The organism is Sporosarcina oncorhynchi (assembly GCF_033304615.1).
Classification (GTDB): Bacteria; Bacillota; Bacilli; order Bacillales_A; family Planococcaceae; genus Sporosarcina; species Sporosarcina oncorhynchi.
Genome location: NZ_CP129118.1, coordinates 1,911,772 through 1,935,999, shown reverse-complemented (window position 1 = coordinate 1,935,999; position 24,228 = coordinate 1,911,772). Strand labels below are relative to the sequence as shown.

The following is a 24,228-nucleotide window of genomic DNA, read 5'->3' as shown; positions in this document are numbered from 1 at the left end:
CCAAGTGCTAATCCGGAAGGGTGAATGGAGTGAGAATTCCCAAAGGGGACAGGCAGATACGTCTTGCAGATAGCCTTGAACAAAATCCTTTTATGACTGATGAAGAGTTGGCGAAGCAATTTAATGTCAGCGTTCAGACAATTCGCCTGGATCGCCTGGAATGTGGCATCCCCGAATTGCGAGAGCGGTTGAAGACGGTCGCCGCACGAACGATGGAAGCAGAAGTGAAATCTCTTCAATCTGATGAAGTCATCGGTGAAATTATTGATATAGAGCTAGATAAGCGTGCAATTTCGATATTTGACGTCACAGAAGATCATGTGTTTCAGCGTAATGGAATCGCGAGAGGGCATCATTTATTCGCCCAAGCCAATTCACTTGCTGTTGCTGTTCTTGATGATGATCTTGCTTTGACAGTGACTACGACTGTCAATTTCCTGAAGTCTGTTAAAGTTGGAGATCGCGTCATTGCACGTGCAAATGTGGACAAAAAGCGATCGAACGAGAAACGGACTTTTGTTGAAGTGACTTCGACAGTCGGAAGCGATGTCATTTTCACAGGTGAATTCCAAATGTATCAGACAACTGAACAAAGCGGGAGGAAAAACAGATGATTATCGCATTGGACGGAATGGGTGGAGATCATGCACCTGGAGAAATTATTGACGGAGCAGTGAAAAGTCTTCTTGAATTTGAAGATATACATATACATATTTATGGAGATGAGGACAAAATGTCTCCATTTATGAAACAACATGACCGTTTAACAGTTATTCATTGCACCGAAAAGATTGAGGCGGAAGATGAACCTGTACGGGCGATTCGTCGGAAAAAGGATGCTTCGATGGTCCGAATGGCCCAATCTGTAAAAGATGGGGAGGCTGATGCGTGCGTATCTGCCGGCAATACTGGAGCACTTATGGCCGCTGGTCTGTTCATCGTTGGACGTATTGACGGGATTGACCGTCCGGCCTTATCGCCGACACTTCCGACAATTAATGGGCAAGGGTTTGTTTTTCTTGATGTTGGAGCGAATGCTGATGCAAAGCCTGATCATCTACGCCAGTATGCAATTATGGGAAGTATCTATGCGCAAAAGGTGAGAGGGATCGAAAAACCACGCGTCGGACTGTTGAATATTGGTACTGAAGAAGGTAAAGGGAACGAATTGACAAAGTCCGCTTATGCATTATTGACAGATGCACCAATTAATTTTATCGGAAATGTCGAGTCCAGGGACCTTCTAACCGGTGTTGCTGATGTTGTCGTATCAGATGGATTCACAGGTAATATGGTCTTGAAAACGATTGAAGGAACAGCGGCAGGTTTCTTTACGATGCTAAAAGAAGTGTATGGAAATTCATTAAAATCAAAGCTATCTGCAGCTATGGTAAAAGATGATCTGCGAGGATTGAAGAAGAAGATGGATTATACAGAGTACGGAGGAGCAGGTCTTTTTGGGCTTAATTCGCCTGTTATCAAAGCGCACGGCTCTTCAAATGCGAATGCCATTTTCAACGCGATTAGACAAGCACGAACAATGGTGGAGTTTGATGTATGTGGAACAATTGGACGAACTGTCGGAAAGGTGGATGCTGAATGAAGAAGATTGCTTTTATTTTCCCTGGGCAAGGTTCACAAGCGGTTGGAATGGGAGCGGAACTTGCACAACATGAGGATGGCAAAGCGTTTTTTAAGACTGCAGATGATGTGTTGAATGCGGATTTAAGTCGTTTAATGTTAGAAGGTCCTCAAGAAGAACTTACTGTGACTTATAATGCACAACCTGCACTATTGACGGTCGGTGCAATGGTTGCATCTCGTTTGATAGAAGCAGGTATTACGCCATCATATACCGCTGGTCATAGTCTTGGTGAATATACTGCTCTCGTCGCTTCTGGTGTGTTATCATTCGAGGATGGTGTTTCGGTTGTGCGAAAGCGCGGACAGTTTATGAATGATGCAGTGCCGGCGGGTGAAGGAGCAATGGCCGCAATTCTTGGTATGGACGCAGAAGCATTGGTAACCGTGACCGACACGATAACAGCAGACGGTTATCCCGTTCAACCGGCCAATATGAATTGTCCAGGACAAATTGTTATTTCCGGCACGAAAGAAGGAGTCGAACGGGCCTGTGTAGAACTTAAGGAAGCGGGTGCCAAAAGGGCGATTCCGTTAAATGTTAGCGGACCATTCCATTCATCGCTTATGAAACCGGCAGCTGAAAAGTTGACGGGAGCTCTGGATGAAGTGCAGATGACAGATGCTGAAATTCCTGTCATTGCCAATGTAAACGCACAAGTGGTCACTGACAAAGTAGCGATTAAGCAATTATTAGTAGAGCAACTATATTCACCCGTTCTCTGGGAAGATTCTGTAAGAACAATGATTGAATCAGGAGTTACTCATTTCATTGAATGCGGTCCTGGAAAAGTATTAAGCGGGTTAGTGAAAAAGATTGATCGCTCAGTAACGGTAATGCCTGTCTATGACGAGGAAACGCTGGAAACAGTCATTGAAGCATCGAAAGGGTGGTAGAAATGAAGTTTGAGAATAAGACGGCGATCGTTACGGGAGCATCTCGAGGCATTGGTCGGGAAATTGCGTTGAAGTTAGGCAGAGAAGGCGCTAAAGTAGTAGTGAATTATAGTGGAAGCAAGGATAAAGCGGATGAAGTTGTCGGATTAATTCGTGAAGCAGGCGGAGAAGCATTTGCGTTCCAAGCGAACGTCTCAGATTCCGAGCAAGTGAAAGCAATGATCGATGCGACGATGGATGCATTCCAGTCTATCGATTTCCTTGTAAACAATGCGGGGATTACACGTGACAATCTGCTAATGCGTATGAAAGAGGACGAGTGGGATGATGTAATCGACATCAACTTAAAAGGCGTCTTCCTTTGTACAAAAGCAGTCACTCGCCAGATGATGAAACAACGTGCAGGGAAAATCATAAACCTCGCTTCAATCGTCGGCGTTATCGGCAACCCTGGACAAGCAAACTATGTCGCTGCTAAAGCAGGCGTCATCGGTTTGACAAAGACAACAGCTAGAGAATTAGCAACCCGCAACATCACTGTTAACGCAGTCGCACCTGGATTTATAACAACTGACATGACAGAAGCACTTCCTGAAGAAGTGAAGTCACAAATGTTAGGTTCTATCCCTTTAGGCAAATTAGGCTCGGCCGAAGACGTTGCGGGCACAGTTGCATTCCTATTATCAAATGATGCAAATTATATTACCGGACAAACTATTCATGTCGACGGCGGTATGGTAATGTAATAACCTGTATAGTGTTAGTGTCCAGCTGCGGGTGGCAGCTGCTCGGGTCATAAGCTAGTCATGCTGTACGGCAAAGAGCGCCGCTTCGCATGCCCTTCTTATGCCTGTCGCGGCTAAACGCCACCCTCCGCATTTCATTGAGGGGAGGTGAATGTTTTGTCAGTACTTGAACGCGTAACGAAAGTAGTTGTCGACCGTCTTGGTGTCGATGAAAGCGAAGTAAAACCTGAAGCTTCTTTCAAAGACGATCTCGGCGCAGACTCTTTGGATGTCGTTGAGCTTGTAATGGAATTAGAAGATGAATTCGATATGGAAATTTCCGATGACGACGCCGAAAAAATCGGAACTGTCGGTGATGCTGTTAAATATATCGAAGAAAAAGTAAATTAGTTCCCGAAAAATGGGTGCACTTATGCAATTGCGTAATTGATAAAACTTCCATTGAGATGCTTTCGTCCTTTCTTGCATAAAGAAAAGGACCGAAAGTATCTCTTTTCGGTTAGAAAAGCGGAGTGCGGCCGTACAACTGCGACAGGCGCTGATATGCCCCGTGGTGACAACGACTCTAGGGCATTTTATATAGGATAAATATGCTCTTTGCATGTGATGGCATAACCATGTAAAATTAACATCACTATGAATTGAAAGGTAGAATCTTGATGACCAATAAACGAACGATTAAAAGTAAACACTCCACTTCTATCCTTCCAATCGAAGTGAGGAAGAAGTTTGAACAACTTCAACGCGAATTAAATATATTTTTCAAAGATGAATCACTTCTTTATCATGCATTTACCCATTCGTCTTATGTCAATGAACATCGCAGGAAGAACTTCACGGACAATGAACGGTTAGAGTTTTTAGGAGATGCCGTATTGGAACTTGGTGTATCCAGATTCCTTTATGCAACCGAGCCGGGCATGAGTGAAGGGGAACTGACAAAATTGCGTGCTGCAATCGTCTGCGAACCCTCGCTCGTTAAATTCTCGAATGAATTGCATTTCGGGGAATTCATCTTGCTTGGCAAAGGGGAAGAACAGACAGGTGGCAGGCTTCGTCCAGCATTACTTGCAGATGTTTTTGAAGCTTACATCGGAGCGTTATTTTTAGATCAGGGAATGGAACCTGTAACAGGGTTTCTAGAAAAAGTTGTATTCCCGAAAATAGGAGACGGTGCTTTTTCGCATGTGATGGATTATAAGAGCCGCCTGCAGGAAATGGTCCAGCAGACGAATACTGGCAGTTTGGCTTATGAAATCATTGAAGAGAAAGGTCCAGCGCATGCGAAAAAGTTTGTAACCGTCGTACGATTGGATGATCGTGAACTTGGAACAGGAATTGGAAGGTCTAAAAAAGAAGCCGAGCAGGAAGCGGCCCGTCAAGCCATTTATGTACTAAAAGGAAATGAGGCCGAAGGGGAGAACTGATTGTGTTTCTAAAAAGAGTTGAAATTATTGGGTTCAAATCATTTGCAGAACGTATTGGAATCGATTTCGTTCCAGGCGTTACGGCGATTGTAGGTCCGAACGGCAGCGGCAAGAGCAATATTACAGATGCGATCCGATGGGTGCTAGGCGAACAGTCAGCCAAATCGCTTCGTGGAGCAAAAATGGAAGATGTCATATTTGCCGGCAGTGATTCGCGCAAACCATTGAACTTTGCAGAAGTGACACTAATTCTTGATAATACGAACGGTTTATTTCCATTGGATTATACAGAGATTAGTGTGAGTAGACGGGTATTCCGTTCAGGGGAAAGTAATTATTTACTTAATGGTCAGCAATGCCGACTAAAAGATATCAATGACGTGTTCATGGACTCTGGTTTGGGAAAAGAGGCGTTTTCAATCATATCCCAAGGCCGTGTAGATGAAATCCTTAATAGCCGACCTGAAGACAGAAGAAGTATTTTTGACGAAGCAGCCGGCGTGTTGAAATATAAAACTCGTAAAAAGAAAGCGGAGCATAAGCTGTTTGAGACAGAAGATAATCTGGATCGTGTGCTTGATATTTTAAATGAGCTGGACGTTCGCATGGGTCCATTGGAGAAGAATGCGCAGGCCGCTGAGCGTCATCAGATTCTTTCGGTTGAAATGCGGGAAGCTGATGTTCGTCTTCTGAATTATGACGGAGCGGCATTGCGGAAAGACATTATGTTGAAGACGAAGCTATTAAATGAAAAAAATACGAAACGAGAACAACTTGTTGGAAAAATAGTAGAAACTGAAAAGCAGTCCAATGCAATGAAACTACGGCTTCATGAACTGGATAGTCATTCGGATTCGCTACAAAAGCAACTAGTCGAAAAAAGCGCCGAAGCTGAGAAGTGGGAGGGACGTCGTCTTTTATCACTAGAGAAGAAAAAGAATTCGGAGCAGCAACTTAACCGGGTTCAAAGTGAATTATCCTCTTTTGCGAAAAACAAAGAAGAGCTTGCGATGAAAATTGAAACAGCTAAACAGAAGATGTTAACTACAGAAACAAGCATCGGAAAACTTCAATCCGAAATGAATGAAATTACGAAGATCCTTAAACGTTCAGTGAAAGAGACAGAGAATGAAATCGAAGAACTGAAGGCATCTTATATCGATTTATTGAACGAAGAAGCGACCATCCGTAACGATTTAAAACATGTCGAAGAACGAATGATAGGCGAACTAACCTCTACAAATCGGATTGGAGAACAAGCATCTGTCTTACAGAACGCAATTGCTAAATTGAATGAAAAAAGAACAGTACAAATTGAAATGATTACCACACTGAACGAGGAAACGGCTACGGCTAAAAAAGCTTTAGCAAATTCAGACAAGCAATTTTATGCATCTGAAACAGAATTGGCGAATCAGAAGCAAATCCTGCAGACTGCCATGAACAAATATTCAGAGATGCAAGGCAGGATGCGGGCATTAAAAAGTCTGGAAGCTGATTTTTCAGGTTTCTATTCAGGTGTCCGGGCAGTGCTTATTGCCAATAGTGAAGGCAAACTAAGCGGGGTGGATGGAGCAGTAGCTGAGCTTATCTCAATGGATGACCGTTATATGAAGGCGATTGAAACGGCACTTGGGGGTGCGATGCAGCATATTGTCACATCAACCGAGGTGGAAGCGAGAAGCGCTATCGGTTATTTGAAGAAAAATAATGCAGGTCGGGCCACTTTTCTTCCGAGGGATATCATGAAGCCGCGTACCCTACCGTCTTCGATTATACGTATGGTCGAGCAACATCCAGAATATGTTGGAACGGCTGCCGATCTTGTCCGCTCAAAACCGGAATTCTCGATCATAGCGGAAAATCTTCTAGGATTGACAATTGTCGCAAGCACTCTCCAGGGAGCTTCTGCTATGGCAAAGCTGATCGGTTACAAATACCGAATAGTCACATTGGATGGTGATGTAGTGAATGCCGGCGGTTCATTGACCGGTGGTGGAGCGAAGGGTCAGTCTACTGTGTTTTCAAGAAAAGCAGAGATGGAGACATTGCAAAATCAACTCGACCGAATGTCCTCTTCGATAGAAACTGCAAAAACAAAAATCGGTGATTTCCAGATGACTGTCGCTGGTCATATGCATGATGCAGAAAAATGGCGTACGCACTTAAACGGTTTACAACAGAAAATGTCTGAAATCGAAACGGTAGTTCGTAATATCGATATGGAAATCCGTACAAATGAATCCGAACTGTCAATGATTGACAGAGGTAGAGCGGGGTCTGAAAACACAGGAATTGAATTACAAAATAGAAAAGAACAGCTACTTGGTCGGCATGCGACGGTCAAAGCGACTCTAGAATTGACACACACTGAAGTAGAGACGCTTGAAAGGCTCGCTAATGATAGACGAAAGGAAGAGGCGGCGCTTGTTACAAAGAGCAGTGAACTTCGAGAACATTTAGCGGTCCTACGAGAACAAAAAGGACATCAGCAATCAATTTTGACTGAGATGGAAGAAAGTATTTTGCAAATGGAATCGAAAATTATTTCATTGGAACGAGAACAGGCATTGTACGGAGAGTATGAAAAGGGAATCGATTTGTCACCAGAGGAGATTGCCGGAAGTATAGAAAAAACGGCTTCTGAAAAAGTTGCAATCGAAGAAGCCTTGAAGAAAAGCAGAGAGAATAGAAGTTTGCTGGCGACAAATCTTGATGTCAAGGAAGAGCAATTAAAAGGGTTGCGAATTGAGGAAAGTCAAGTCGTGTCTGAGTTGAACGAAATCAATATCACCATGTCACGTCTCGAAGTGAAATATGAATCGATAACGAACCGGCTATTAGATGAGTATGGTTTGTATCCGGATTTCGAGAGTGACACTGAGTTTGATATAGATTTAACGAGAAGCCGCGTGAATGAATTGAAAGACGAACTGACACATATCGGTCCAGTTAACCCTAGTGCGATTTTTGAATTCAAAGAAGTAGCAGAGCGATATGAATTTTTAACAGAACAACGGAATGATTTGCTAGAAGCAAAAAGTACATTGAACGAAGCTATGTCTGAAATGGATAAAGAAATGGAAATGCGCTTTAGTACGACATTCAATGCTGTCAAAAGTAGATTTCATCATGTGTTCAAAGAAATGTTCGGTGGCGGGGATGCGGATCTCATATTGACTGACCCAAATAACCTGTTAGAAACCGGTGTTGAAATTGTCGCTAGACCTCCAGGCAAGAAACTACAGAACTTAAGTTTATTGTCAGGTGGGGAACGAGCGCTTACAGCAATTACGCTACTGTTTTCCATCATCGAAGTGCGACCGGTGCCATTCTGTATATTGGACGAAGTGGAAGCTGCTTTGGATGAAGCTAATGTTATCAGATACAGTAAATACTTGAAAAAGTTCTCAAATAATACTCAATTCATTGTCATCACACATCGAAAAGGTACAATGGAAGGAGCGGATGTCCTCTATGGAATTACGATGCAGGAATCCGGTGTTTCTAAATTAATTTCAGTGAAGCTTTCAGAAGTTCCATCTGAAGTTATGGATCATGTACTATAAATTATATTTCCATTGAAAAAGGAGAGAATGAGCTTGTCTTTTTTTAAGAAATTGAAAGAAAAGATCACTGGCACGACCGAAACTGTGACAGTTACTGAAAAGTTTAAAGATGGGCTATCAAAGACGCGCAATTCATTTACGTCAAAAGTAAATGATCTTGTCGCACGTTTTAGAGAAGTGGACGAGGAGTTCTTTGAAGAGCTTGAAGAGTTGCTTCTGCAAGCAGATGTCGGTGTCGAGACTGTAATGGAACTTGTTGATCAGTTAAGATGGGAAGTCCAACGCAAAAACATCAAGAATACGGACGGCATCCAATCTCTCATCTCTGAAAAACTAGTTGAGATCTACAAAGCAGGCGAAGAACTGGATACAGAATTGAATATGCAGGACGGATTGACTGTCATTTTGATGGTAGGAGTGAATGGAGTAGGGAAAACGACAACGATCGGAAAGATGGCTGCACGGCTGAAAGAAGAAGGCAAAACGGTCATGCTTGCTGCAGGTGATACATTCCGTGCAGGTGCAATTGATCAACTTGTCGTCTGGGGAGAACGCGTAGGCGTGGAAGTTATTAAGCAATCCGAAGGTTCGGACCCTGCAGCAGTCATGTATGATGCCATACGTGCTGCCAAAAACCGCAATGTAGATGTGTTGATATGCGACACGGCTGGGCGTCTGCAAAACAAAGTGAATCTCATGAATGAACTGGAAAAAGTTCACCGGGTCATCGGCAAGGAAGTTGAAGGAGCTCCTCATGAAGTTCTACTGGCACTCGACGCAACAACCGGTCAAAATGCGATGATCCAAGCGCAGACATTTAAGGAAGCGACAAATGTAACGGGTATTGTATTGACAAAGCTTGATGGAACTGCAAAAGGTGGAATCGTCTTGGCGATTCGCAACAAATTGGATATTCCTGTTAAGTTCGTAGGTCTTGGAGAAGGAATGGACGATCTTCAGCCGTTTGATCCTGAAAAATACGTATATGGACTGTTTGCAGATGGATTGGAAAAAGAAGCTGAACAGTGAAAAATTGTTTGATTCCCGTCTTCGGTTCTTGCCTTTAAAGTAAATATACTTGACGGATAATCCGTCCCGTAATAAGATGACAGTGGGGGGCGAAATGGGATGCTTGAAAAAACGACACGCATCAACTTCCTCTATGATTTTTATCAGACATTGTTGACAGAGAAGCAGAGGATTTATATGCAGCTGTACTATCTGGATGACCTTTCGCTAGGTGAAATAGCTGAAGAATACGGTGTTTCCAGACAGGCTGTCTACGACAATGTCAAAAGAACAGAAGCGATGCTTGAAGACTATGAACATAAATTGAATCTATTTTCGAAGTTCCGGAATCGGATGGAAATCGTTGAAGAGTTGGAACTGCTTTTATCAGGCCAAAATGTGATGGAAGCAAATGCACGAGATTTATTATCCGCATTAAAAGATCATGAGTAGGGGGCTCTATGCATGGCATTTGAAGGTTTAGCCCAGCGCCTGCAAGGGACGCTTCAAAAGATAAAGGGCAAAGGTAAAATTAATGAAGCTGATGTCAAAGAGATGATGCGTGAAGTAAGATTCGCGCTTATCGAAGCTGACGTCAACTTAAAAGTCGTCAAAGAATTCATCAAAACAGTCAGTGAGCGTGCTGTAGGCCAAGACGTCATGAAGAGTTTGACGCCGGGTCAACAAGTCGTGAAAATTGTTCAAGATGAATTGACAAATCTTATGGGCGGGGAACAGAACCCCATCCAATTTGCGAGGAAATCGCCGACAGTCATTATGATGGTCGGGTTGCAAGGTGCAGGTAAAACGACGACAACTGGAAAACTGGCGACCGTACTTCGCAAGCGTCATAATAAAAAACCGTTGCTCGTCGCCGCTGATATTTATCGTCCTGCTGCTATCCAGCAATTGGAAACGCTTGGCAAGCAGTTAACGCTGCCCGTCTTTTCGATGGGGACAGATGTATCACCTGTGGAAATCGCGAGAAAAGCGCTTGAAGAAGCTGAAAAAGAGTATCATGATGTCGTGATTATTGATACTGCAGGTCGTTTGCATGTAGATGAAAAATTGATGCAAGAACTAAAAGATATCCGTGAATTGAGCAAGCCTGATGAAATCTTCTTAGTTGTGGATGCAATGACGGGTCAGGATGCGGTAAACGTCGCCAAGTCATTCGACGATACGATTGGTATTACAGGCGTCATACTTACGAAACTAGATGGAGATACACGTGGTGGTGCTGCACTTTCCATCCGGTCCGTCACCCAAAAACCGATTAAGTTTGTCGGTATGGGCGAGAAAATGGATGCGCTTGAACCGTTTCATCCTGAACGGATGGCATCTAGGATTCTTGGTATGGGAGATGTTATGTCCCTTATTGAAAAAGCCCAGGACAGCGTAGATGAAGAGAAGGCGAAAGAACTTGAACAGAAGTTCCGCACACAAACTTTCACGCTTGATGATTTTCTTGATCAGCTACAGCAAGTGAAGAAGATGGGGCCTCTTGATGAAATCCTGAAGATGATGCCGGGAGCCGGCAAAATCAAAGGGCTTGAAAACGCCAAAGTAGATGAAAGCCAGATGGGAAGAGTGGAAGCGGTAATCCATTCCATGACAATTCCCGAACGGACGACGCCTGAAATCATCAATGCAAGCAGGCGCAAAAGAATTGCGAAAGGTTCGGGCACTTCTATACAGGAAGTGAACCGGCTTTTGAAGCAGTTTGAAGAAATGAAGAAAATGGTCAAGCAGATGACCAACGCACAACAAAAGGGCAAAAAGAAGATGAAAATGCCTGGATTCGACTCTTTCTTTAAGTAAAAAGGCCGGATTTCCTCATTTTTTTAAGGTGTTAAGAAAAAACACTTTACAAACAACAAAAACCTTGATAATATACTATCTTGTGTGAAACTATTCGGAGGTGCAAGTTAAATGTCAGTAAAAATTCGTCTTAAACGTATGGGAGCAAAGAAAACTCCTTTCTATCGTATTGTTGTAGCAGATTCACGTTCACCACGTGATGGTCGTCAAATCGAAACAGTTGGTACTTACAACCCGCTTACAAAACCAGCGGAAGTAAAGATTAACGAAGAATTGGCACTAAAATGGTTACAAGACGGTGCGAAACCATCTGATACAGTTCGTAATCTGTTCTCAGATCAAGGCATTATGGAAAAATACCACAATGCAAAATTAGGCAAGTAATTATAAACGTAGACCGTTCCGGATTTATTTCGGCCGGTTGTAAGTAACGCTTTAGAATCAGACATATTTGGGTAATGACCTCACGATATGTCTGATTTTGCAAAACCAACCTTGATGTGGGGTCATACTGCCCGTGTAAGCGGGATAACCAGGAGGGGTGGACATGAAGCAGCTGATTGAAACGATTGTCAAACCTTTAGTCGATCATCCAGCAGATGTGCGGGTCGACAAAGATGAGCAAAATCATCGGGTCTCTTACAAACTTTCCGTCAATCCTGAAGACATTGGGAAAGTGATCGGAAAGCAAGGTCGTGTCGCTAAAGCGATACGGACGATAGTTTATTCGGCAGCAGGCAGCCACCATGGTAAGAAAGTTTACTTGGACATTGTCGACTGACCGTTTGACGGTAGCAGAACCAGATCAGCCATTAAAATAGCAGGCAGTATAAGGATAGCTTAATTGGCTGCCTTTAACACCTGCATTGAAAGGAGGGAGCCCAGGTTCCTTCCTTTTTTGTCTCTATACGCAAATGAATAAAACTCTATATGTAAATAGAAGTGAAGAAGGATGGTGTCATAGATGGAATGGTTTAACGTTGGGAAAATTGTTAACACACACGGCGTACAAGGAGAAGTGAGAGTCATTTCCCGCACCCACTTTCCAGAAGAAAGGTATGCAATCGGCAATGAGCTTTCTTTATTTATGCCAAATGAAACAAAACCGATTCAACTGATTGTCAGAAGTCATCGTGTCCATAAGAATTTTGATCTTCTTACGTTTGAAAATCACTTTAATCTCGTAGATGTAGAAAAGTACCGTGACGGCCTTTTGAAGGTATCCGAAAACGAGCTTGGTGAGCTTGATGAAGGTGAGTTCTACTATCATGAGATTAAAGGTTGCGCTGTTTATACGATCGATGGGGAAGAACTTGGGGAAGTAACCGATATCCTGGAAACAGGTGCGAATGATGTCTGGACGATTACACCGAAATCGGGTAAACCGCATTATATCCCCTATACAGATGAAGTTGTAAAGGAAATTGATATCGAGGAAAAAAGAATTATCATCGAACCGATGGATGGACTTCTATCATGATGAAAATAGATGTTCTATCCCTGTTTCCTGAAATGTTTGATGGTGTATTGCATTCGTCAATCATGAAAAAAGCACAGGAGAACGAAGCTGTTTCCTTCCGTGTGACTGATTTCAGAGAGCATTCGGGCAACAAGCACCATAAAGTAGATGATTACCCATATGGTGGCGGAGCGGGCATGGTATTGAAGGCTGAACCCTTGTTTGCTGCTGTAGAATCACTTGCACTTGAGGAATCAAAAAAACCGAGAGTAATTCTAATGTGTCCTCAGGGGGAACGGTTCACGCAGCAGAAAGCGGAAGAATTGGCGGCTGAAGAACATCTCGTATTCCTATGTGGCCATTATGAAGGCTACGACGAGCGCATCCGTGAGCATCTTGTCACTGATGAATTATCCCTTGGCGATTTCGTCCTTACTGGTGGAGAAATTGCTTCTATGGCGATTATTGATAGCGTTGTCAGGTTGCTGCCGAATGTCCTTGGCAATTCCGATTCACCCGTTCATGATTCTTTTTCAACCGGTCTGCTTGAACATCCGCAATATACGCGGCCTGCGGATTTCAGGGGCATGAAAGTTCCAGATATTCTACTTTCAGGAAACCACGGTGAAATAGAGAAATGGCGCCAAGAACAATCGCTGAAACGTACGTTTGAACGAAGAAAAGACTTATTGGAAAATGCACCACTGACGGAGCATCAACAAAAACTTTTAAAGAGTTTAAAGTCCAAAGAAAAATCATGATACATCTTGTGTTTGGTTTGTCTTTGTGGTAACATCTACTTTGTACTTCTATGTGAAGTGCATACTGACTGGTGTTCCGCTGCAAAGGAAACAAGTGCAAGAGCATCTGTGGAGAAGGAGAGAAAAAAACTATGCAACAGCTTATTGCAGATGTAACAAAAGATCAGCTTCGTACTGATCATCCGGATTTCCGTCCTGGGGACACTGTCCGCTTGCACGTGAAAATCGTAGAAGGAACGCGTGAGCGTATCCAGCTTTTTGAAGGTATCGTCATCAAACGTCGTGGAGGCGGAATCAGTGAAACTTTCACAGTCCGTAAAATTTCCAACGGTGTAGGTGTTGAACGTACATTCCCTGTACACACGCCTAAAATTGCTACTCTTGAAGTTACTCGTCGTGGTAAAGTACGCCGTGCGAAATTGTACTATCTTCGCAACCTACGCGGAAAAGCTGCACGTATCAAAGAACTCAGATAATAATCAGACAGCGGGGAGCGATCTCCGCTGTTTATTTTATCTGGGGGAAAAGGAGGCCAAACTTGGTCTCCTTTCTTTTTGCCTCTAACTCCAGGCACCATATGAAAGTTATACTACGCATTTGTTTTTGCCTGGAATATGAATAGACTGTACAATAAGGATTAATAGGTCAGCAGGAGGCTTTGATAATGAATGAAGAGAAGAAAAAAAATGAAACATGGGAATGGATAAAAGCATTATTGATTGCATTTGGTCTAGCGGCAATCATCAGAGTATTCCTGTTCACACCGATTGTCGTAGATGGCATTTCGATGATGCCGACACTTGAACATGGAGACAAAATGATTGTCAATAAAATCGGCTATACACTTGGTAAACCTGATCGTTTCGATATAGTCGTATTCCATGCTCCAGAAAAGAAAGATTACATCAAACGGGTCATTGGTTTACCGGGCGATGAAGTGGAATATCGAGATGATATTCTGTACATTAACAACAAACCGTATGAAGAACCCTATCTGGATAAATACAAAGCGGAAGTGCAGGACGGCCCTCTCACTGAGGATTTCACTCTTGATGAAAAAATCGGTTCGATTACCGTACCTGAAGGAAGTGTATTTGTAATGGGGGACAATCGCCGCAAAAGTAAAGACTCCAGACATATCGGAGCGGTTTCGATTGATGAAATTATTGGGAATACGAAACTGGTCTTCTGGCCGATAAAAGATTTCGGTATTGTGGACTGACGAAAGGTGTGTATAGCATGACAATTCAATGGTTCCCGGGCCATATGGCCAAAGCAAGACGAGAAGTGACTGAAAAATTGAAGTTAGTTGATATCGTATTTGAATTAATAGACGCAAGATTACCGCTGTCGTCAAGGAATCCGATGATTGATGAAGTAATTCAACAGAAACCAAGACTTTTAATTTTGAATAAAATGGATCTCGCAGATGATAAAGAAACGGAACGGTGGATCAATTATTTTGATGCACTTGGAATCCGCGCGGTTGCCATCAATTCATTTGAAGGTAAAGGACTTCAAACTGTTACAAAAGCCGCTAAAGAAATACTGGCCCCTAAAATAGAACGTATGAAAAAAAGAGGCATTAGACCTGGCGCCATTCGTGCAATGATTGTAGGTATTCCGAATGTCGGGAAATCTACGTTAATCAACCGGCTGGCAAAAAAGAACATAGCTAAAACGGGCAATAAACCAGGTGTTACAAAAGCTCAGCAATGGATTAAATTCGAAAAAGAATTGGAACTGCTGGATACGCCGGGAATTCTTTGGCCGAAATTTGAAGATCAGGCAGTCGGTTACAAATTGGCGCTGACAGGTGCCATTAAAGACACAGTTGTTAATATGGAAAACTTAGCTGTATATGGCTTGCGCTTCCTGGAACAATATTATCCCGACCGTCTTGAGAAAAGATATGGATTGACTGTTGTAGGAGAAGATATTCAACAAATATTCAACCATATCGGCGAATCGAGAAAAGTCTATACTGTAGGCGGAGAAATCGATTATGATAAAGTAGCTGAACTGATTATACAAGATATCCGAAGTGAACTTCTTGGGAAATTGACATTCGACTTTACATCTGAACAACATACGGAAGAGGCTGATTCAGTTACGGAGTAAATCCGTGACTATCGGCCTTTTTATATGCGCGAGCGACAATAAACGGTTTTCTAGCCGATATAAAGTAAAATGTCGGTTTTAGTGAGTATACATATAGAAGGTGAAATAGATGAAAACAATTAAAGAAATTGCAGAAGCATTACATGTAACAACTGAACCTGAACAATGGATGAAACAGTTGGAAACGGATGAAAGAGCCGGTGTACAAAAGGAATTGGTTCGGTGGAATAGAAATTACGAGAAAAGAAAAAAACGCCAAACGGTACATGAAGCTAAAATCGCGTTTGACGATCGTTACAAGCCGTTTCAAACAGCGTTGCTTGCAGGAGTCGATGAAGCTGGAAGGGGACCGTTGGCGGGTCCTGTCGTCTGTGCAGCGGTCATATTGCCGCGTGATGTTTCGGTGCTGATTGGACTTGATGATTCGAAACAACTGGCAAAATCTGAACGAGAGCGATTGGCACTCGTAATTAAACGTATTGCAGTGAGCTATTCAGTCCATTTCCAATCAGCTGAACGGATTGATTCGGTCAACATATATGCCGCAACAAGGGAATCGATGGAGCTTGCTGTTGGCAATCTTTCAATTAAACCGGATATGGTATTGGCGGATGCCATGTCTCTTAAAGTAGATTGCGCATCTGAATCAATCATTAAGGGAGATGCACAAAGTTTGGCTATCGCTGCTGCATCTATACTTGCAAAAACAACGAGAGATGATTTGATGGATGAGCTCGATACAGAGTTCCCGATGTACCATTTCAGAAAGAACGCTGGATATGGCACTGCTGCGCATCTGGAGGCGCTCAACAGCTACGGGCCATGCGTTCACCATAGGAAGACTTTTGAACCTGTCAAATCCATTCTGGAGAGAGGTGGCTTATAATGACGTATCCTTCCATCCCCCAACATATAACCGGGCAGACAGTTGCCGCTCCACAGACATCGGTTTCGTTGCGTGAAGGGCAGATGTTTCATGGTCAGATTAAAAAATTGTATCCTGGTCAGATGGCAGAAGTGCAAATCGGTAATCAGAAGCTGATGGCAAAGCTGGAAGTACCGATGAAAGCTGGCGATGCTTATTATTTTCAAGTGAAGTCAACTGATCCTGAACTACAACTAAAAATTGTTTCGGGTCCTGTCCAAGCGTCAGAGGGACAAACAAAACAATTGTCGAGTCTCATGGATTCGATGAAGTTACCGAATACGCAGGAAATGCAAGATCTTTTGAAGCATTTCATGACAAATCGCATTCCGGTATCACGTGAAAACTTATTAGCTGCAGAAAACTTATTAAAATCAATTCCTGCAGAATTGCGGACTGAAGCTCTGAACGCCATTCAAAAAGTAATTGAATTGAAACTCCCTCTTACACAAATGAATTTTAATTCTTTACTTACTGCAGAAAAGAAAGATGGTTTGCATTCAATCCTTGCCTCTTTGAAAACAGTGATCACAGAAGATGTCAGCATGGATCCAAAAGTAAAAATGACAATTTTGGAGTCATTGGAATCAGGTCACCGCGGTTCATTAACTGCTGGTACTGAAAAAGCGTTGCTTGCGAATGCGGTGCTCAAACTACTGGATAATACAGGACTAAGAGAAGAGAAGTTTCATGTTCTTCAAATGCTGAAACAAGTGGGGATATTACCGCCACAAACTTCATTGGCAAACTTGCAATCTGTTCTTCATTCAGCAGTTCTCGAATTTGAAATGCCGGAAGGTGAGCAGAGCGTAAGGCACCCCCCCGTAGTAAGTCAAGTTGCAAACTCATCAGTAGTTCCAATGCAATTCTCGAAAACTGATACTCCACAGTCTGCAGCATCTCTACTCAATTCCTGGCAAAGCATTCTAAAGGTTGCTAGTCAAACTGGTTCAGGAGAGATTTCCCAATCGATCAATCAATTAAAAAGCACTATCCAAAACGACCCTGTTCTACAACAGTTTGTTAAGGTTCAATTGACGACGATTCTGGATGAACTTGCAAAAATGCCGAGTAGTGAATTACGGTCGTCCGGATTGAGTGAACAAGTATCGCAGGGTCTTGTCAAGGTCGTCGCCGAACAGTCCCAAGCCAATCCGTTCAGAAATGATGCATCTTTCGATCTTTCGAAACTTTTACAAACGGATGGTGGAGTAAAGATGTCCGCACTTTTTCGTGTTATTGAGCAATCATCGCTACCTGTATCAAGAGAACTGCTACAAGTAACGCAGACGACAGTCGGACAAACAGTTGACGGGCAAGTAATGAAAGACACGATGCAGACAATTTTCCAATCGCTCGGCATCAATTATGAAGCAGGTCTTTTAAATCGAAATACTGATGCTGCTAGAACATCGGAATTGTTGAAACCACAACTTGTCGCTCTGTTACAGGACAACTCTGTTTCGCCGACGGTTAGGGAAGCTGCCGAAGCAGTCGTCGCGCGAATGAATGGCCCTATTATGCAATCGGTCGATACAGGAATGAATCAGCAGGTCATCATGCAGTTGCCAATCGAGATGCTCGGTAAGCGGATTGACGCGACAGTAGAGTGGAATGGCAGATTGAAAGACGATGGCAAAATAGACCCCGATTTTGCTAGAATTATGTTTTATCTTGATTTGGAATCGATTCGTAAAACTGTTATCGATATGCAAGTGCAGAACCGAGTCGTAACAGTTACAGTCTATAATGAAGATGACCGGTTAAAGGTCATAGGGGCTGCGCTACAAGGGAAATTGAAAGAAGGACTTGAATCCGTGGACTATAGACTGTCGGGCATTTCATTCAAAAACTTTGAGGAAGAAAAGCAGTTACCGTCGGCAAAACGGGAAATCATTCATGATCAGCAAGGAGTGGACTTTCGGATATGACAGATAAAAAGCATACCCGTAAAGAAGCGATTGCGCTCTCGTATGATCCGAATGTCGGTGAAGCGCCTAAGGTCATAGCCAAAGGCCGAGGGAAAATTGCGGAAAATATACTGGCAAAAGCCGAAGAACATGACGTTCCAATCCAGGAAGATCCCACATTAGTGGAACTGTTAGGACAGTTGGATGTGAATGAAACGATACCTGAACAATTATATCAAGCGGTTGCGGAAGTGTTTGCATACATCTATCATGTCGACCGAAATCACGGTTTAGAAAAAGAGATTCGCAGAAAATGATGATCGTTGTCAAAAAAGATCAGACAACATAGCATACAATTGTGGACATTTTTTGACGTTGTGACTACAATAGATACGGCAGTAAATACTAGCTACAAGTTCGATTGGAGGATGTAAGATGAATATCCATGAATATCAAGGAAAGCAATTGCTACGAGATTACGGCGTTGCTGTTTCAAACGGTCGGGTAGCATTCTCTCCCGAAGAAGCTGTAAAAGCAGCGAAAGAACTTACGCCAGGTGTGTATGTAGTAAAAGCACAGATCCATGCTGGTGGACGCGGTAAAGCAGGCGGTGTCAAAATCGCCAAGAATCTTGACGAAGTTCGCGAGTATGCCAAGGAGCTATTAGGCAAAATTCTCGTTACACCTCAAACAGGCCCTGAAGGCAAAGAAGTGAAACGTCTTCTAGTCGAAGAAGGTTCTGACATCAAGAAAGAATACTACATTGGTCTAGTTGTTGACCGTGCTACAGACCGCATCACATTGATGGGTTCTGAAGAAGGCGGAATGGACATTGAAGAAGTGGCTGAAGCTACTCCTGAAAAAATCTTCAAAGAAGTAGTCGATCCGATTGTTGGATTGACAGGCTTCCAAGCACGCCGTATGGCTTTCAACATGAATATCCCTTCACATCTAGTGAATAAGGCTGCTAAATTCATGTTGGGTCTCTATCAAGTTTTCAGCGAAAAAGATGCTTCAATTGTTGAAATCAATCCGCTCGTCGTTACAAATGACGATAATGTACTAGCATTGGACGCAAAATTTAATTTTGATGAAAATGCACTCTTCCGTCATAAAGACATCGTTGAATTACGTGATTTTGATGAAGAGGATCCAAAGGAAATCGAAGCTTCTAAGTATGATTTAAGCTACATTTCATTGGACGGAAACATTGGTTGTATGGTCAATGGTGCAGGTCTTGCTATGGCTACGATGGATACAATCAATTACTACGGCGGTTCACCCGCAAACTTCCTTGACGTTGGGGGCGGCGCGACAGCTGAAAAAGTAACTGAAGCATTCAAGATTATCCTTTCTGATGAGCATGTCAAAGGGATCTTCGTAAATATCTTCGGTGGCATCATGAAGTGTGACGTCATTGCTGAAGGTGTAATTGTAGCTGCGAAGGAAGTTGGCTTAGAAGTGCCGTTAGTCGTTCGTTTGGAAGGTACAAATGTCGATAGAGGTAAGGCTTTGCTGAATGAATCAGGATTGAACATCATCGCTGCAGATACTATGGCAGACGGTGCACAAAAGATTGTTGAACTCGTAGGCTAAGAAAGGCAGGGACAAACGATGGCAATTTATATTAATAAAGATACAAAAGTGATTGTACAAGGTATTACAGGCTCTACAGCACTTTTCCATACAAAACAAATGCTTGAATATGGAACGAAAATCGTCGGCGGAGTAACTCCCGGCAAAGGCGGCACTGAAGTCGAAGGTGTACCTGTTTTCAATACTGTTGAAGAAGCAGTAAAAGCAACTGGTGCGAACGTATCAGTCATCTATGTTCCGGCTCCATTTGCTGCAGACGCGATTTTAGAAGCTGTCGATGCAGAATTGGATATGGCTATTTGTATTACAGAACATATTCCTGTTATTGACATGATCAAAGTGAAGCGCTATATGGAAGGCAAAAAGACACGTCTAGTTGGTCCAAACTGCCCGGGCGTTATCACTGCTGATGAGTGTAAAATTGGTATTATGCCAGGATACATCCATACAAAAGGTCATGTCGGCGTTGTTTCCCGTTCAGGGACATTGACGTACGAAGCGACTCACCAATTGAGCCAGGCTGGAATCGGTCAAACGACTGCAGTTGGTATTGGTGGAGACCCTGTCAATGGAACAAATTTCATCGATGTTCTTAAAGAATTCAATGAAGACCCTGAGACGTATGCGGTCGTCATGATCGGTGAAATCGGTGGTACTGCTGAAGAAGAAGCGGCTGAATGGGTAAAAGCAAATATGACTAAACCTGTTGTAGGCTTCATCGGCGGACAAACTGCACCTCCAGGAAAACGTATGGGCCACGCTGGCGCAATCATTTCCGGTGGTAAAGGGACTGCTGCAGAAAAGATCAAAGCGTTGAATGCTGCTGGAATTGAAGTAGCTGACACTCCATCTGTAATCGGAGAGACATTGATCAAAGTTCTTAAAGAAAAAGGTCTTTACGACAAATGTAAAACTCATTAATATCAATGGACGGCATGCGGGAATTCTGCATGCTGTTCTTTTACATTTTCATAAAAGGAGGAATAGAATGAATCTGACAGATATCGACAAAAGATTACTAGTTTTGCATTATGTGTTTCCTGTACCATTTAACAAGTTGGAGAAAATGCTGCAAAACGATCCAGAATTGCAAAATCTTTTCCGTCACACAAATCTTGAACTAGCGCGAGTTCTGAAAATCTCCGCAACTAAAGCGATTCAGTTGAATGAACAGCTCAAACATCATGAAAAAACCCCTTTTACTCACCTGTATAATCAGGAAAACATCATTCCTATCCCGATCACCCATCATGATTATCCCCAAATGCTGAAATGGCTTATTGATCCGCCGACGGTTCTATATGTGAAAGGTGATAATTCCATATTAAAAGCTTCCGCCAAAATCGCGATTATCGGTTCCAGAAAAGCCGGCGCCTATACAAAAGAAGCACTATCATTTATCGTACCGCCCCTTATTGATCAGAATATGGTCATTGTTTCAGGACTTGCGAAAGGAGCTGACACAATGGCGCACGAATCTGCGATTTCTTATGGTGGCAAGACGATTGCTGTGCTTGGACACGGTTTGTTCCATCTCTACCCGAGGGAAAATGTAAAACTCGCTGAGACGATTGGGAAAGAGCATTTACTGCTGACAGAATACCCGCCATATGTAAGACCGGCAAAATGGACTTTTCCAATGAGAAACCGAATTATTAGCGGTTTGTCTGACTCACTCATTATTACGGAATCGGAGGAAAAGAGCGGTACAATGAGTACAGTCGATCACGCCCTTGAGCATGGGAAGACTGTTTACGCTGTTCCGGGTGCAATTACATCCCCTCTATCGATTGGTCCCAATAAATTAATTGAACAAGGCGCCAAACCTATATGGAACGGCTTTCAGGCAGTGGAAAACATCTTGATTTATGAATAGAAAAAAACCGCCTTATACTGAAAAGGTTGATTTTAAATCAAATCTGTTATACATTTTGCAACAGATATTCTTTTACGTCCGTATTCACCATCAAGCTGAGTTGGCATGAATATATAAACAGTGCCTACCAGGTGAATAAACAGGAAACCTCTATGAGGAGGAAAATGAAAATGGCAGATTATTTAGTAATAGTTGAGTCGCCAGCTAAGGCGAAAACAATTGAGCGATATTTGGGGAAGAAGTATAAGGTACGTGCTTCCATCGGGCATTTGAGAGATTTACCTCGCAGTCAGATGGGTGTCGATACAGAAAACAATTATGAACCGAAATACATTACAATCCGTGGTAAAGGTCCGATTTTGCAAGAATTGAAAAAAGACGCAAAAAAAGCAAAAAAAATATTTCTCGCGGCTGACCCCGACAGAGAAGGAGAAGCAATCGCCTGGCATCTGGCACATCAGCTCGGTGTTGACATTGAATCTGATTGCCGCGTAGTCTTCAATGAAATTACAAAGGATGCAATTAAAGAATCGTTTAAAACGCCAAGACCAATTGATATGAACCGCGTGGATGCCCAACAGGCAAGAAGGATATTGGATAGACTTGTAGGATACAATATCAGTCCGATTCTCTGGAAAAAAGTTAAAAAAGGGTTATCTGCAGGTAGGGTACAATCAGTTGCATTACGAATGATTATTGATCGAGAGAACGAAATCAATGCGTTCACACCAGAAGAATACTGGAGCATTGTCGGTCAGTTCAATAAAGACGGCAAGGATTTTGAAGCTTCTTTCTACGGAGATTCCAAGAAAAAAATAAAACTGGAAAACAAAGAGCAAGTCGACGAGATTCTTTCTCGCATGACAGATGATAAGTTCGAAATCACTAATCTCGTCAAAAAGGAAAGAAAACGCAATCCTGCACCTCCATTCACAACTTCATCATTGCAACAGGAAGCCGCGAGAAAATTAAATTTCAGGGCACGTAAAACGATGATGATCGCTCAGCAACTTTACGAAGGTATCAATACCGGTAAAGAAGGCATTGTCGGTCTGATCACCTATATGAGAACGGATTCCACAAGAATTTCTGATACAGCAAAGAATGAAGCGGCTTCATTCATTGAGACAATGTATGGCGATGATTTTATCGGCAAAATCAAAGCAAAAGCAAAAGAGTCGGCAAATACACAGGATGCTCATGAAGCTGTCAGACCGACTTCCGTTATGAGGCCGCCAGACGCCATGAAACAGTTTCTTACAAGGGACCAGCACAGACTGTATAAGCTGATCTGGGAACGTTTTATCGCAAGCCAGATGGCGTCTGCCGTATTAGATACCGTTTCTGCGGACTTGATGAATGGCGATGTGAAATTCAGAGCAACAGGATCAGAAGTCAAATTTCCTGGTTTCATGAAAGTCTATATTGAAGGAGAAGATGATCAAGAAGAGAAAAAAGATGGGATCCTACCGCCGCTTGAAAAAGGGGAGCGGATTAAAGGAACCGACATCGATCCGAAGCAGCATTTCACACAGCCGCCTCCACGCTATTCGGAAGCCCGGCTGGTGAAGACGCTAGAAGAGCTCGGGATAGGCCGTCCTTCAACGTATGCTCCGACACTTGATACAATCCAAAAACGCGGGTATGTCACATTGGACGCGAAGAGATTCGTTCCAACCGAACTTGGTGGAATAGTCCATCAAGCCGTCAATCAATACTTCCCTGATATTATAGATATTGAATTTACAGCGGAGATGGAAAAAAGTCTCGATCATGTCGAAGACGGCTCAATCCAATGGAAGCAAGTCATCGATGAATTCTACAGAGATTTCGAAAAGCATGTTAAGGTTGCAGATGAAGAGATGGAAAAAATTGAGATCAAAGATGAACCTGCAGGAGAGGATTGTGAGAAATGCGGCAATCCGATGGTCTTTAAGATGGGGCGATATGGAAAGTTTATGGCGTGTTCGAACTTCCCGGATTGCAGAAATACGAAAGCAATCATCAAACCGATCGGCGTAACATGTCCAACATGTAAAGAAGGTCAAGTTGTGGAGCGTAAAAGCAAAACGAAGCGAATCTTCTACGGATGTGACCGTTATCCGGAATGTGAATACGTTTCTTGGGATAAGCCGATTACAAGGCCGTGTCCGAAGTGCCAAAACACGCTAGTTGAAAAAAGACTTAAAAAAGGCGTCCAGATTCAATGCACGGAATGTGATTATAAAGAAGTCGCACAAGAATAAAACAACCAACCGAATCGTTTCGTGAAGCGAAATATGGAATCACAGACTGCCGGGTGCATAATTGCACGACAGGCAGTCTTTCTTATGGGAAATCGGAGAAATTGAACAAAATGTGTCAAAGAATTGAAAAATTCATTAGAGGTCAGACTTCTTGGTCTGAATAAGTTGCCTATCGGATGGCTGATAATGTATAGTAAATCGTGGATGAGTTTCGAATTTCCGTAT

Annotated in this window: 24 protein-coding genes; all 24 read left to right on the top strand. The window is 42.8% G+C overall.

What is annotated here, in order from left to right; all coding sequences use genetic code 11:
• The first annotated feature begins 29 nt into the window (after nt 1–29).
• The 24 genes from fapR (at nt 30) to topA (ending at nt 24,003) form a co-directional block, all read left to right on the top strand.
• Nucleotides 30–614 (top strand): transcription factor FapR, encoded by a 585-nt coding sequence (fapR, locus tag QWT69_RS09300; RefSeq protein ID WP_317965036.1) that lies wholly within the window; start codon nt 30–32, stop codon nt 612–614.
• Nucleotides 611–1,603: a phosphate acyltransferase PlsX gene (gene plsX / locus QWT69_RS09295; RefSeq protein ID WP_317965034.1), complete on the top strand. Its 993-nt coding sequence runs from the start codon at nt 611–613 to the stop codon at nt 1,601–1,603. The genes fapR and plsX overlap by 4 nt, the downstream gene beginning before the upstream one ends.
• Nucleotides 1,600–2,538 (top strand): ACP S-malonyltransferase, encoded by a 939-nt coding sequence (gene fabD / locus QWT69_RS09290; RefSeq protein WP_317965032.1) that lies wholly within the window; start codon nt 1,600–1,602, stop codon nt 2,536–2,538. Before plsX ends, fabD begins: the two co-directional genes overlap by 4 nt.
• Nucleotides 2,539–2,540: 2 nt before the next feature.
• On the top strand, nt 2,541–3,284 hold the full coding sequence (gene fabG / locus QWT69_RS09285) for a 3-oxoacyl-[acyl-carrier-protein] reductase (protein ID WP_317965030.1): 744 nt from the start codon (nt 2,541–2,543) through the stop codon (nt 3,282–3,284).
• A gap of 156 nt (nt 3,285–3,440) precedes the next feature.
• Entirely contained in the window at nt 3,441–3,674 is a 234-nt protein-coding gene (locus QWT69_RS09280) for an acyl carrier protein (RefSeq protein WP_431312277.1), read from the top strand.
• Between the two features lie 269 nt (nt 3,675–3,943).
• Complete coding sequence (gene rnc / locus QWT69_RS09275; RefSeq protein WP_317965026.1) at nt 3,944–4,711, top strand: ribonuclease III; 768 nt, start codon at nt 3,944–3,946, stop codon at nt 4,709–4,711.
• Between the two features lie 2 nt (nt 4,712–4,713).
• A complete protein-coding gene (gene smc / locus QWT69_RS09270; RefSeq protein ID WP_317965024.1) occupies nt 4,714–8,280 on the top strand; it encodes a chromosome segregation protein SMC in 3,567 nt (1,188 codons plus the stop codon).
• A 33-nt stretch (nt 8,281–8,313) separates the two neighbouring features.
• Nucleotides 8,314–9,309 carry a signal recognition particle-docking protein FtsY gene (gene ftsY / locus QWT69_RS09265; protein ID WP_317965022.1) on the top strand — a complete coding sequence of 332 codons (996 nt, stop codon included), beginning with the start codon at nt 8,314–8,316 and terminating at the stop codon, nt 9,307–9,309.
• Nucleotides 9,310–9,408: 99 nt separating this feature from the next.
• Nucleotides 9,409–9,741: a putative DNA-binding protein gene (locus tag QWT69_RS09260; RefSeq protein ID WP_317965020.1), complete on the top strand. Its 333-nt coding sequence runs from the start codon at nt 9,409–9,411 to the stop codon at nt 9,739–9,741.
• 12 nt (nt 9,742–9,753) lie between these two features.
• Nucleotides 9,754–11,109, top strand: coding sequence for a signal recognition particle protein (ffh, locus tag QWT69_RS09255; protein WP_317965019.1), 1,356 nt, complete (start codon nt 9,754–9,756; stop codon nt 11,107–11,109).
• Nucleotides 11,110–11,220: 111 nt separating this feature from the next.
• Nucleotides 11,221–11,493 carry a 30S ribosomal protein S16 gene (gene rpsP / locus QWT69_RS09250; protein WP_317965018.1) on the top strand — a complete coding sequence of 91 codons (273 nt, stop codon included), beginning with the start codon at nt 11,221–11,223 and terminating at the stop codon, nt 11,491–11,493.
• A 163-nt stretch (nt 11,494–11,656) separates the two neighbouring features.
• Nucleotides 11,657–11,890 (top strand): KH domain-containing protein, encoded by a 234-nt coding sequence (locus QWT69_RS09245; protein ID WP_317965017.1) that lies wholly within the window; start codon nt 11,657–11,659, stop codon nt 11,888–11,890.
• 183 nt (nt 11,891–12,073) lie between these two features.
• On the top strand, nt 12,074–12,589 hold the full coding sequence (gene rimM / locus QWT69_RS09240) for a ribosome maturation factor RimM (RefSeq protein ID WP_317965015.1): 516 nt from the start codon (nt 12,074–12,076) through the stop codon (nt 12,587–12,589).
• Complete coding sequence (gene trmD, locus QWT69_RS09235) at nt 12,589–13,329, top strand: tRNA (guanosine(37)-N1)-methyltransferase TrmD (RefSeq protein WP_317971011.1); 741 nt, start codon at nt 12,589–12,591, stop codon at nt 13,327–13,329. Before rimM ends, trmD begins: the two co-directional genes overlap by 1 nt.
• A gap of 131 nt (nt 13,330–13,460) precedes the next feature.
• Nucleotides 13,461–13,805, top strand: coding sequence for a 50S ribosomal protein L19 (gene rplS / locus QWT69_RS09230; RefSeq protein ID WP_317965013.1), 345 nt, complete (start codon nt 13,461–13,463; stop codon nt 13,803–13,805).
• A 188-nt stretch (nt 13,806–13,993) separates the two neighbouring features.
• Nucleotides 13,994–14,551 carry a signal peptidase I gene (lepB, locus tag QWT69_RS09225; protein ID WP_431312276.1) on the top strand — a complete coding sequence of 186 codons (558 nt, stop codon included), beginning with the start codon at nt 13,994–13,996 and terminating at the stop codon, nt 14,549–14,551.
• Nucleotides 14,552–14,568: 17 nt separating this feature from the next.
• The gene (ylqF, locus tag QWT69_RS09220) at nt 14,569–15,450 is read left to right on the top strand and encodes a ribosome biogenesis GTPase YlqF (protein WP_317965011.1); all 882 of its coding nucleotides are present in this window, start codon (nt 14,569–14,571) and stop codon (nt 15,448–15,450) included.
• Between the two features lie 109 nt (nt 15,451–15,559).
• A complete protein-coding gene (gene rnhB, locus QWT69_RS09215) occupies nt 15,560–16,336 on the top strand; it encodes a ribonuclease HII (protein ID WP_317965009.1) in 777 nt (258 codons plus the stop codon).
• A complete protein-coding gene (locus QWT69_RS09210; RefSeq protein ID WP_317965007.1) occupies nt 16,336–18,306 on the top strand; it encodes a hypothetical protein in 1,971 nt (656 codons plus the stop codon). Before rnhB ends, QWT69_RS09210 begins: the two co-directional genes overlap by 1 nt.
• Entirely contained in the window at nt 18,303–18,602 is a 300-nt protein-coding gene (locus QWT69_RS09205; RefSeq protein ID WP_317965005.1) for an EscU/YscU/HrcU family type III secretion system export apparatus switch protein, read from the top strand. Before QWT69_RS09210 ends, QWT69_RS09205 begins: the two co-directional genes overlap by 4 nt.
• A gap of 118 nt (nt 18,603–18,720) precedes the next feature.
• Nucleotides 18,721–19,881 (top strand): ADP-forming succinate--CoA ligase subunit beta, encoded by a 1,161-nt coding sequence (sucC, locus tag QWT69_RS09200; RefSeq protein WP_317965003.1) that lies wholly within the window; start codon nt 18,721–18,723, stop codon nt 19,879–19,881.
• Nucleotides 19,882–19,899: 18 nt separating this feature from the next.
• On the top strand, nt 19,900–20,802 hold the full coding sequence (gene sucD, locus QWT69_RS09195) for a succinate--CoA ligase subunit alpha (protein ID WP_317965001.1): 903 nt from the start codon (nt 19,900–19,902) through the stop codon (nt 20,800–20,802).
• A gap of 67 nt (nt 20,803–20,869) precedes the next feature.
• Nucleotides 20,870–21,757 carry a DNA-processing protein DprA gene (gene dprA, locus QWT69_RS09190; protein ID WP_317964999.1) on the top strand — a complete coding sequence of 296 codons (888 nt, stop codon included), beginning with the start codon at nt 20,870–20,872 and terminating at the stop codon, nt 21,755–21,757.
• Nucleotides 21,758–21,927: 170 nt separating this feature from the next.
• Complete coding sequence (gene topA, locus QWT69_RS09185; RefSeq protein ID WP_317964997.1) at nt 21,928–24,003, top strand: type I DNA topoisomerase; 2,076 nt, start codon at nt 21,928–21,930, stop codon at nt 24,001–24,003.
• The last annotated feature ends 225 nt before the right edge of the window (nt 24,004–24,228 follow it).

What these genes read in the sequence shown, in the direction of transcription:
- plsX (WP_317965034.1), top strand. Translation starts at nt 611, where the DNA reads ATGATTATCGCATTGGACGGAATGGGTGGAGATCATGCACCTGGAGAA.
- fabD (WP_317965032.1), top strand. Translation starts at nt 1,600, where the DNA reads ATGAAGAAGATTGCTTTTATTTTCCCTGGGCAAGGTTCACAAGCGGTT.
- fabG (WP_317965030.1), top strand. Translation starts at nt 2,541, where the DNA reads ATGAAGTTTGAGAATAAGACGGCGATCGTTACGGGAGCATCTCGAGGC.
- rnc (WP_317965026.1), top strand. Translation starts at nt 3,944, where the DNA reads ATGACCAATAAACGAACGATTAAAAGTAAACACTCCACTTCTATCCTT.
- QWT69_RS09260 (WP_317965020.1), top strand. Translation starts at nt 9,409, where the DNA reads ATGCTTGAAAAAACGACACGCATCAACTTCCTCTATGATTTTTATCAG.
- ffh (WP_317965019.1), top strand. Translation starts at nt 9,754, where the DNA reads ATGGCATTTGAAGGTTTAGCCCAGCGCCTGCAAGGGACGCTTCAAAAG.
- rpsP (WP_317965018.1), top strand. Translation starts at nt 11,221, where the DNA reads ATGTCAGTAAAAATTCGTCTTAAACGTATGGGAGCAAAGAAAACTCCT.
- QWT69_RS09245 (WP_317965017.1), top strand. Translation starts at nt 11,657, where the DNA reads ATGAAGCAGCTGATTGAAACGATTGTCAAACCTTTAGTCGATCATCCA.
- rimM (WP_317965015.1), top strand. Translation starts at nt 12,074, where the DNA reads ATGGAATGGTTTAACGTTGGGAAAATTGTTAACACACACGGCGTACAA.
- trmD (WP_317971011.1), top strand. Translation starts at nt 12,589, where the DNA reads ATGAAAATAGATGTTCTATCCCTGTTTCCTGAAATGTTTGATGGTGTA.
- rplS (WP_317965013.1), top strand. Translation starts at nt 13,461, where the DNA reads ATGCAACAGCTTATTGCAGATGTAACAAAAGATCAGCTTCGTACTGAT.
- lepB (WP_431312276.1), top strand. Translation starts at nt 13,994, where the DNA reads ATGAATGAAGAGAAGAAAAAAAATGAAACATGGGAATGGATAAAAGCA.
- ylqF (WP_317965011.1), top strand. Translation starts at nt 14,569, where the DNA reads ATGACAATTCAATGGTTCCCGGGCCATATGGCCAAAGCAAGACGAGAA.
- rnhB (WP_317965009.1), top strand. Translation starts at nt 15,560, where the DNA reads ATGAAAACAATTAAAGAAATTGCAGAAGCATTACATGTAACAACTGAA.
- QWT69_RS09210 (WP_317965007.1), top strand. Translation starts at nt 16,336, where the DNA reads ATGACGTATCCTTCCATCCCCCAACATATAACCGGGCAGACAGTTGCC.
- QWT69_RS09205 (WP_317965005.1), top strand. Translation starts at nt 18,303, where the DNA reads ATGACAGATAAAAAGCATACCCGTAAAGAAGCGATTGCGCTCTCGTAT.
- sucC (WP_317965003.1), top strand. Translation starts at nt 18,721, where the DNA reads ATGAATATCCATGAATATCAAGGAAAGCAATTGCTACGAGATTACGGC.
- sucD (WP_317965001.1), top strand. Translation starts at nt 19,900, where the DNA reads ATGGCAATTTATATTAATAAAGATACAAAAGTGATTGTACAAGGTATT.
- dprA (WP_317964999.1), top strand. Translation starts at nt 20,870, where the DNA reads ATGAATCTGACAGATATCGACAAAAGATTACTAGTTTTGCATTATGTG.
- topA (WP_317964997.1), top strand. Translation starts at nt 21,928, where the DNA reads ATGGCAGATTATTTAGTAATAGTTGAGTCGCCAGCTAAGGCGAAAACA.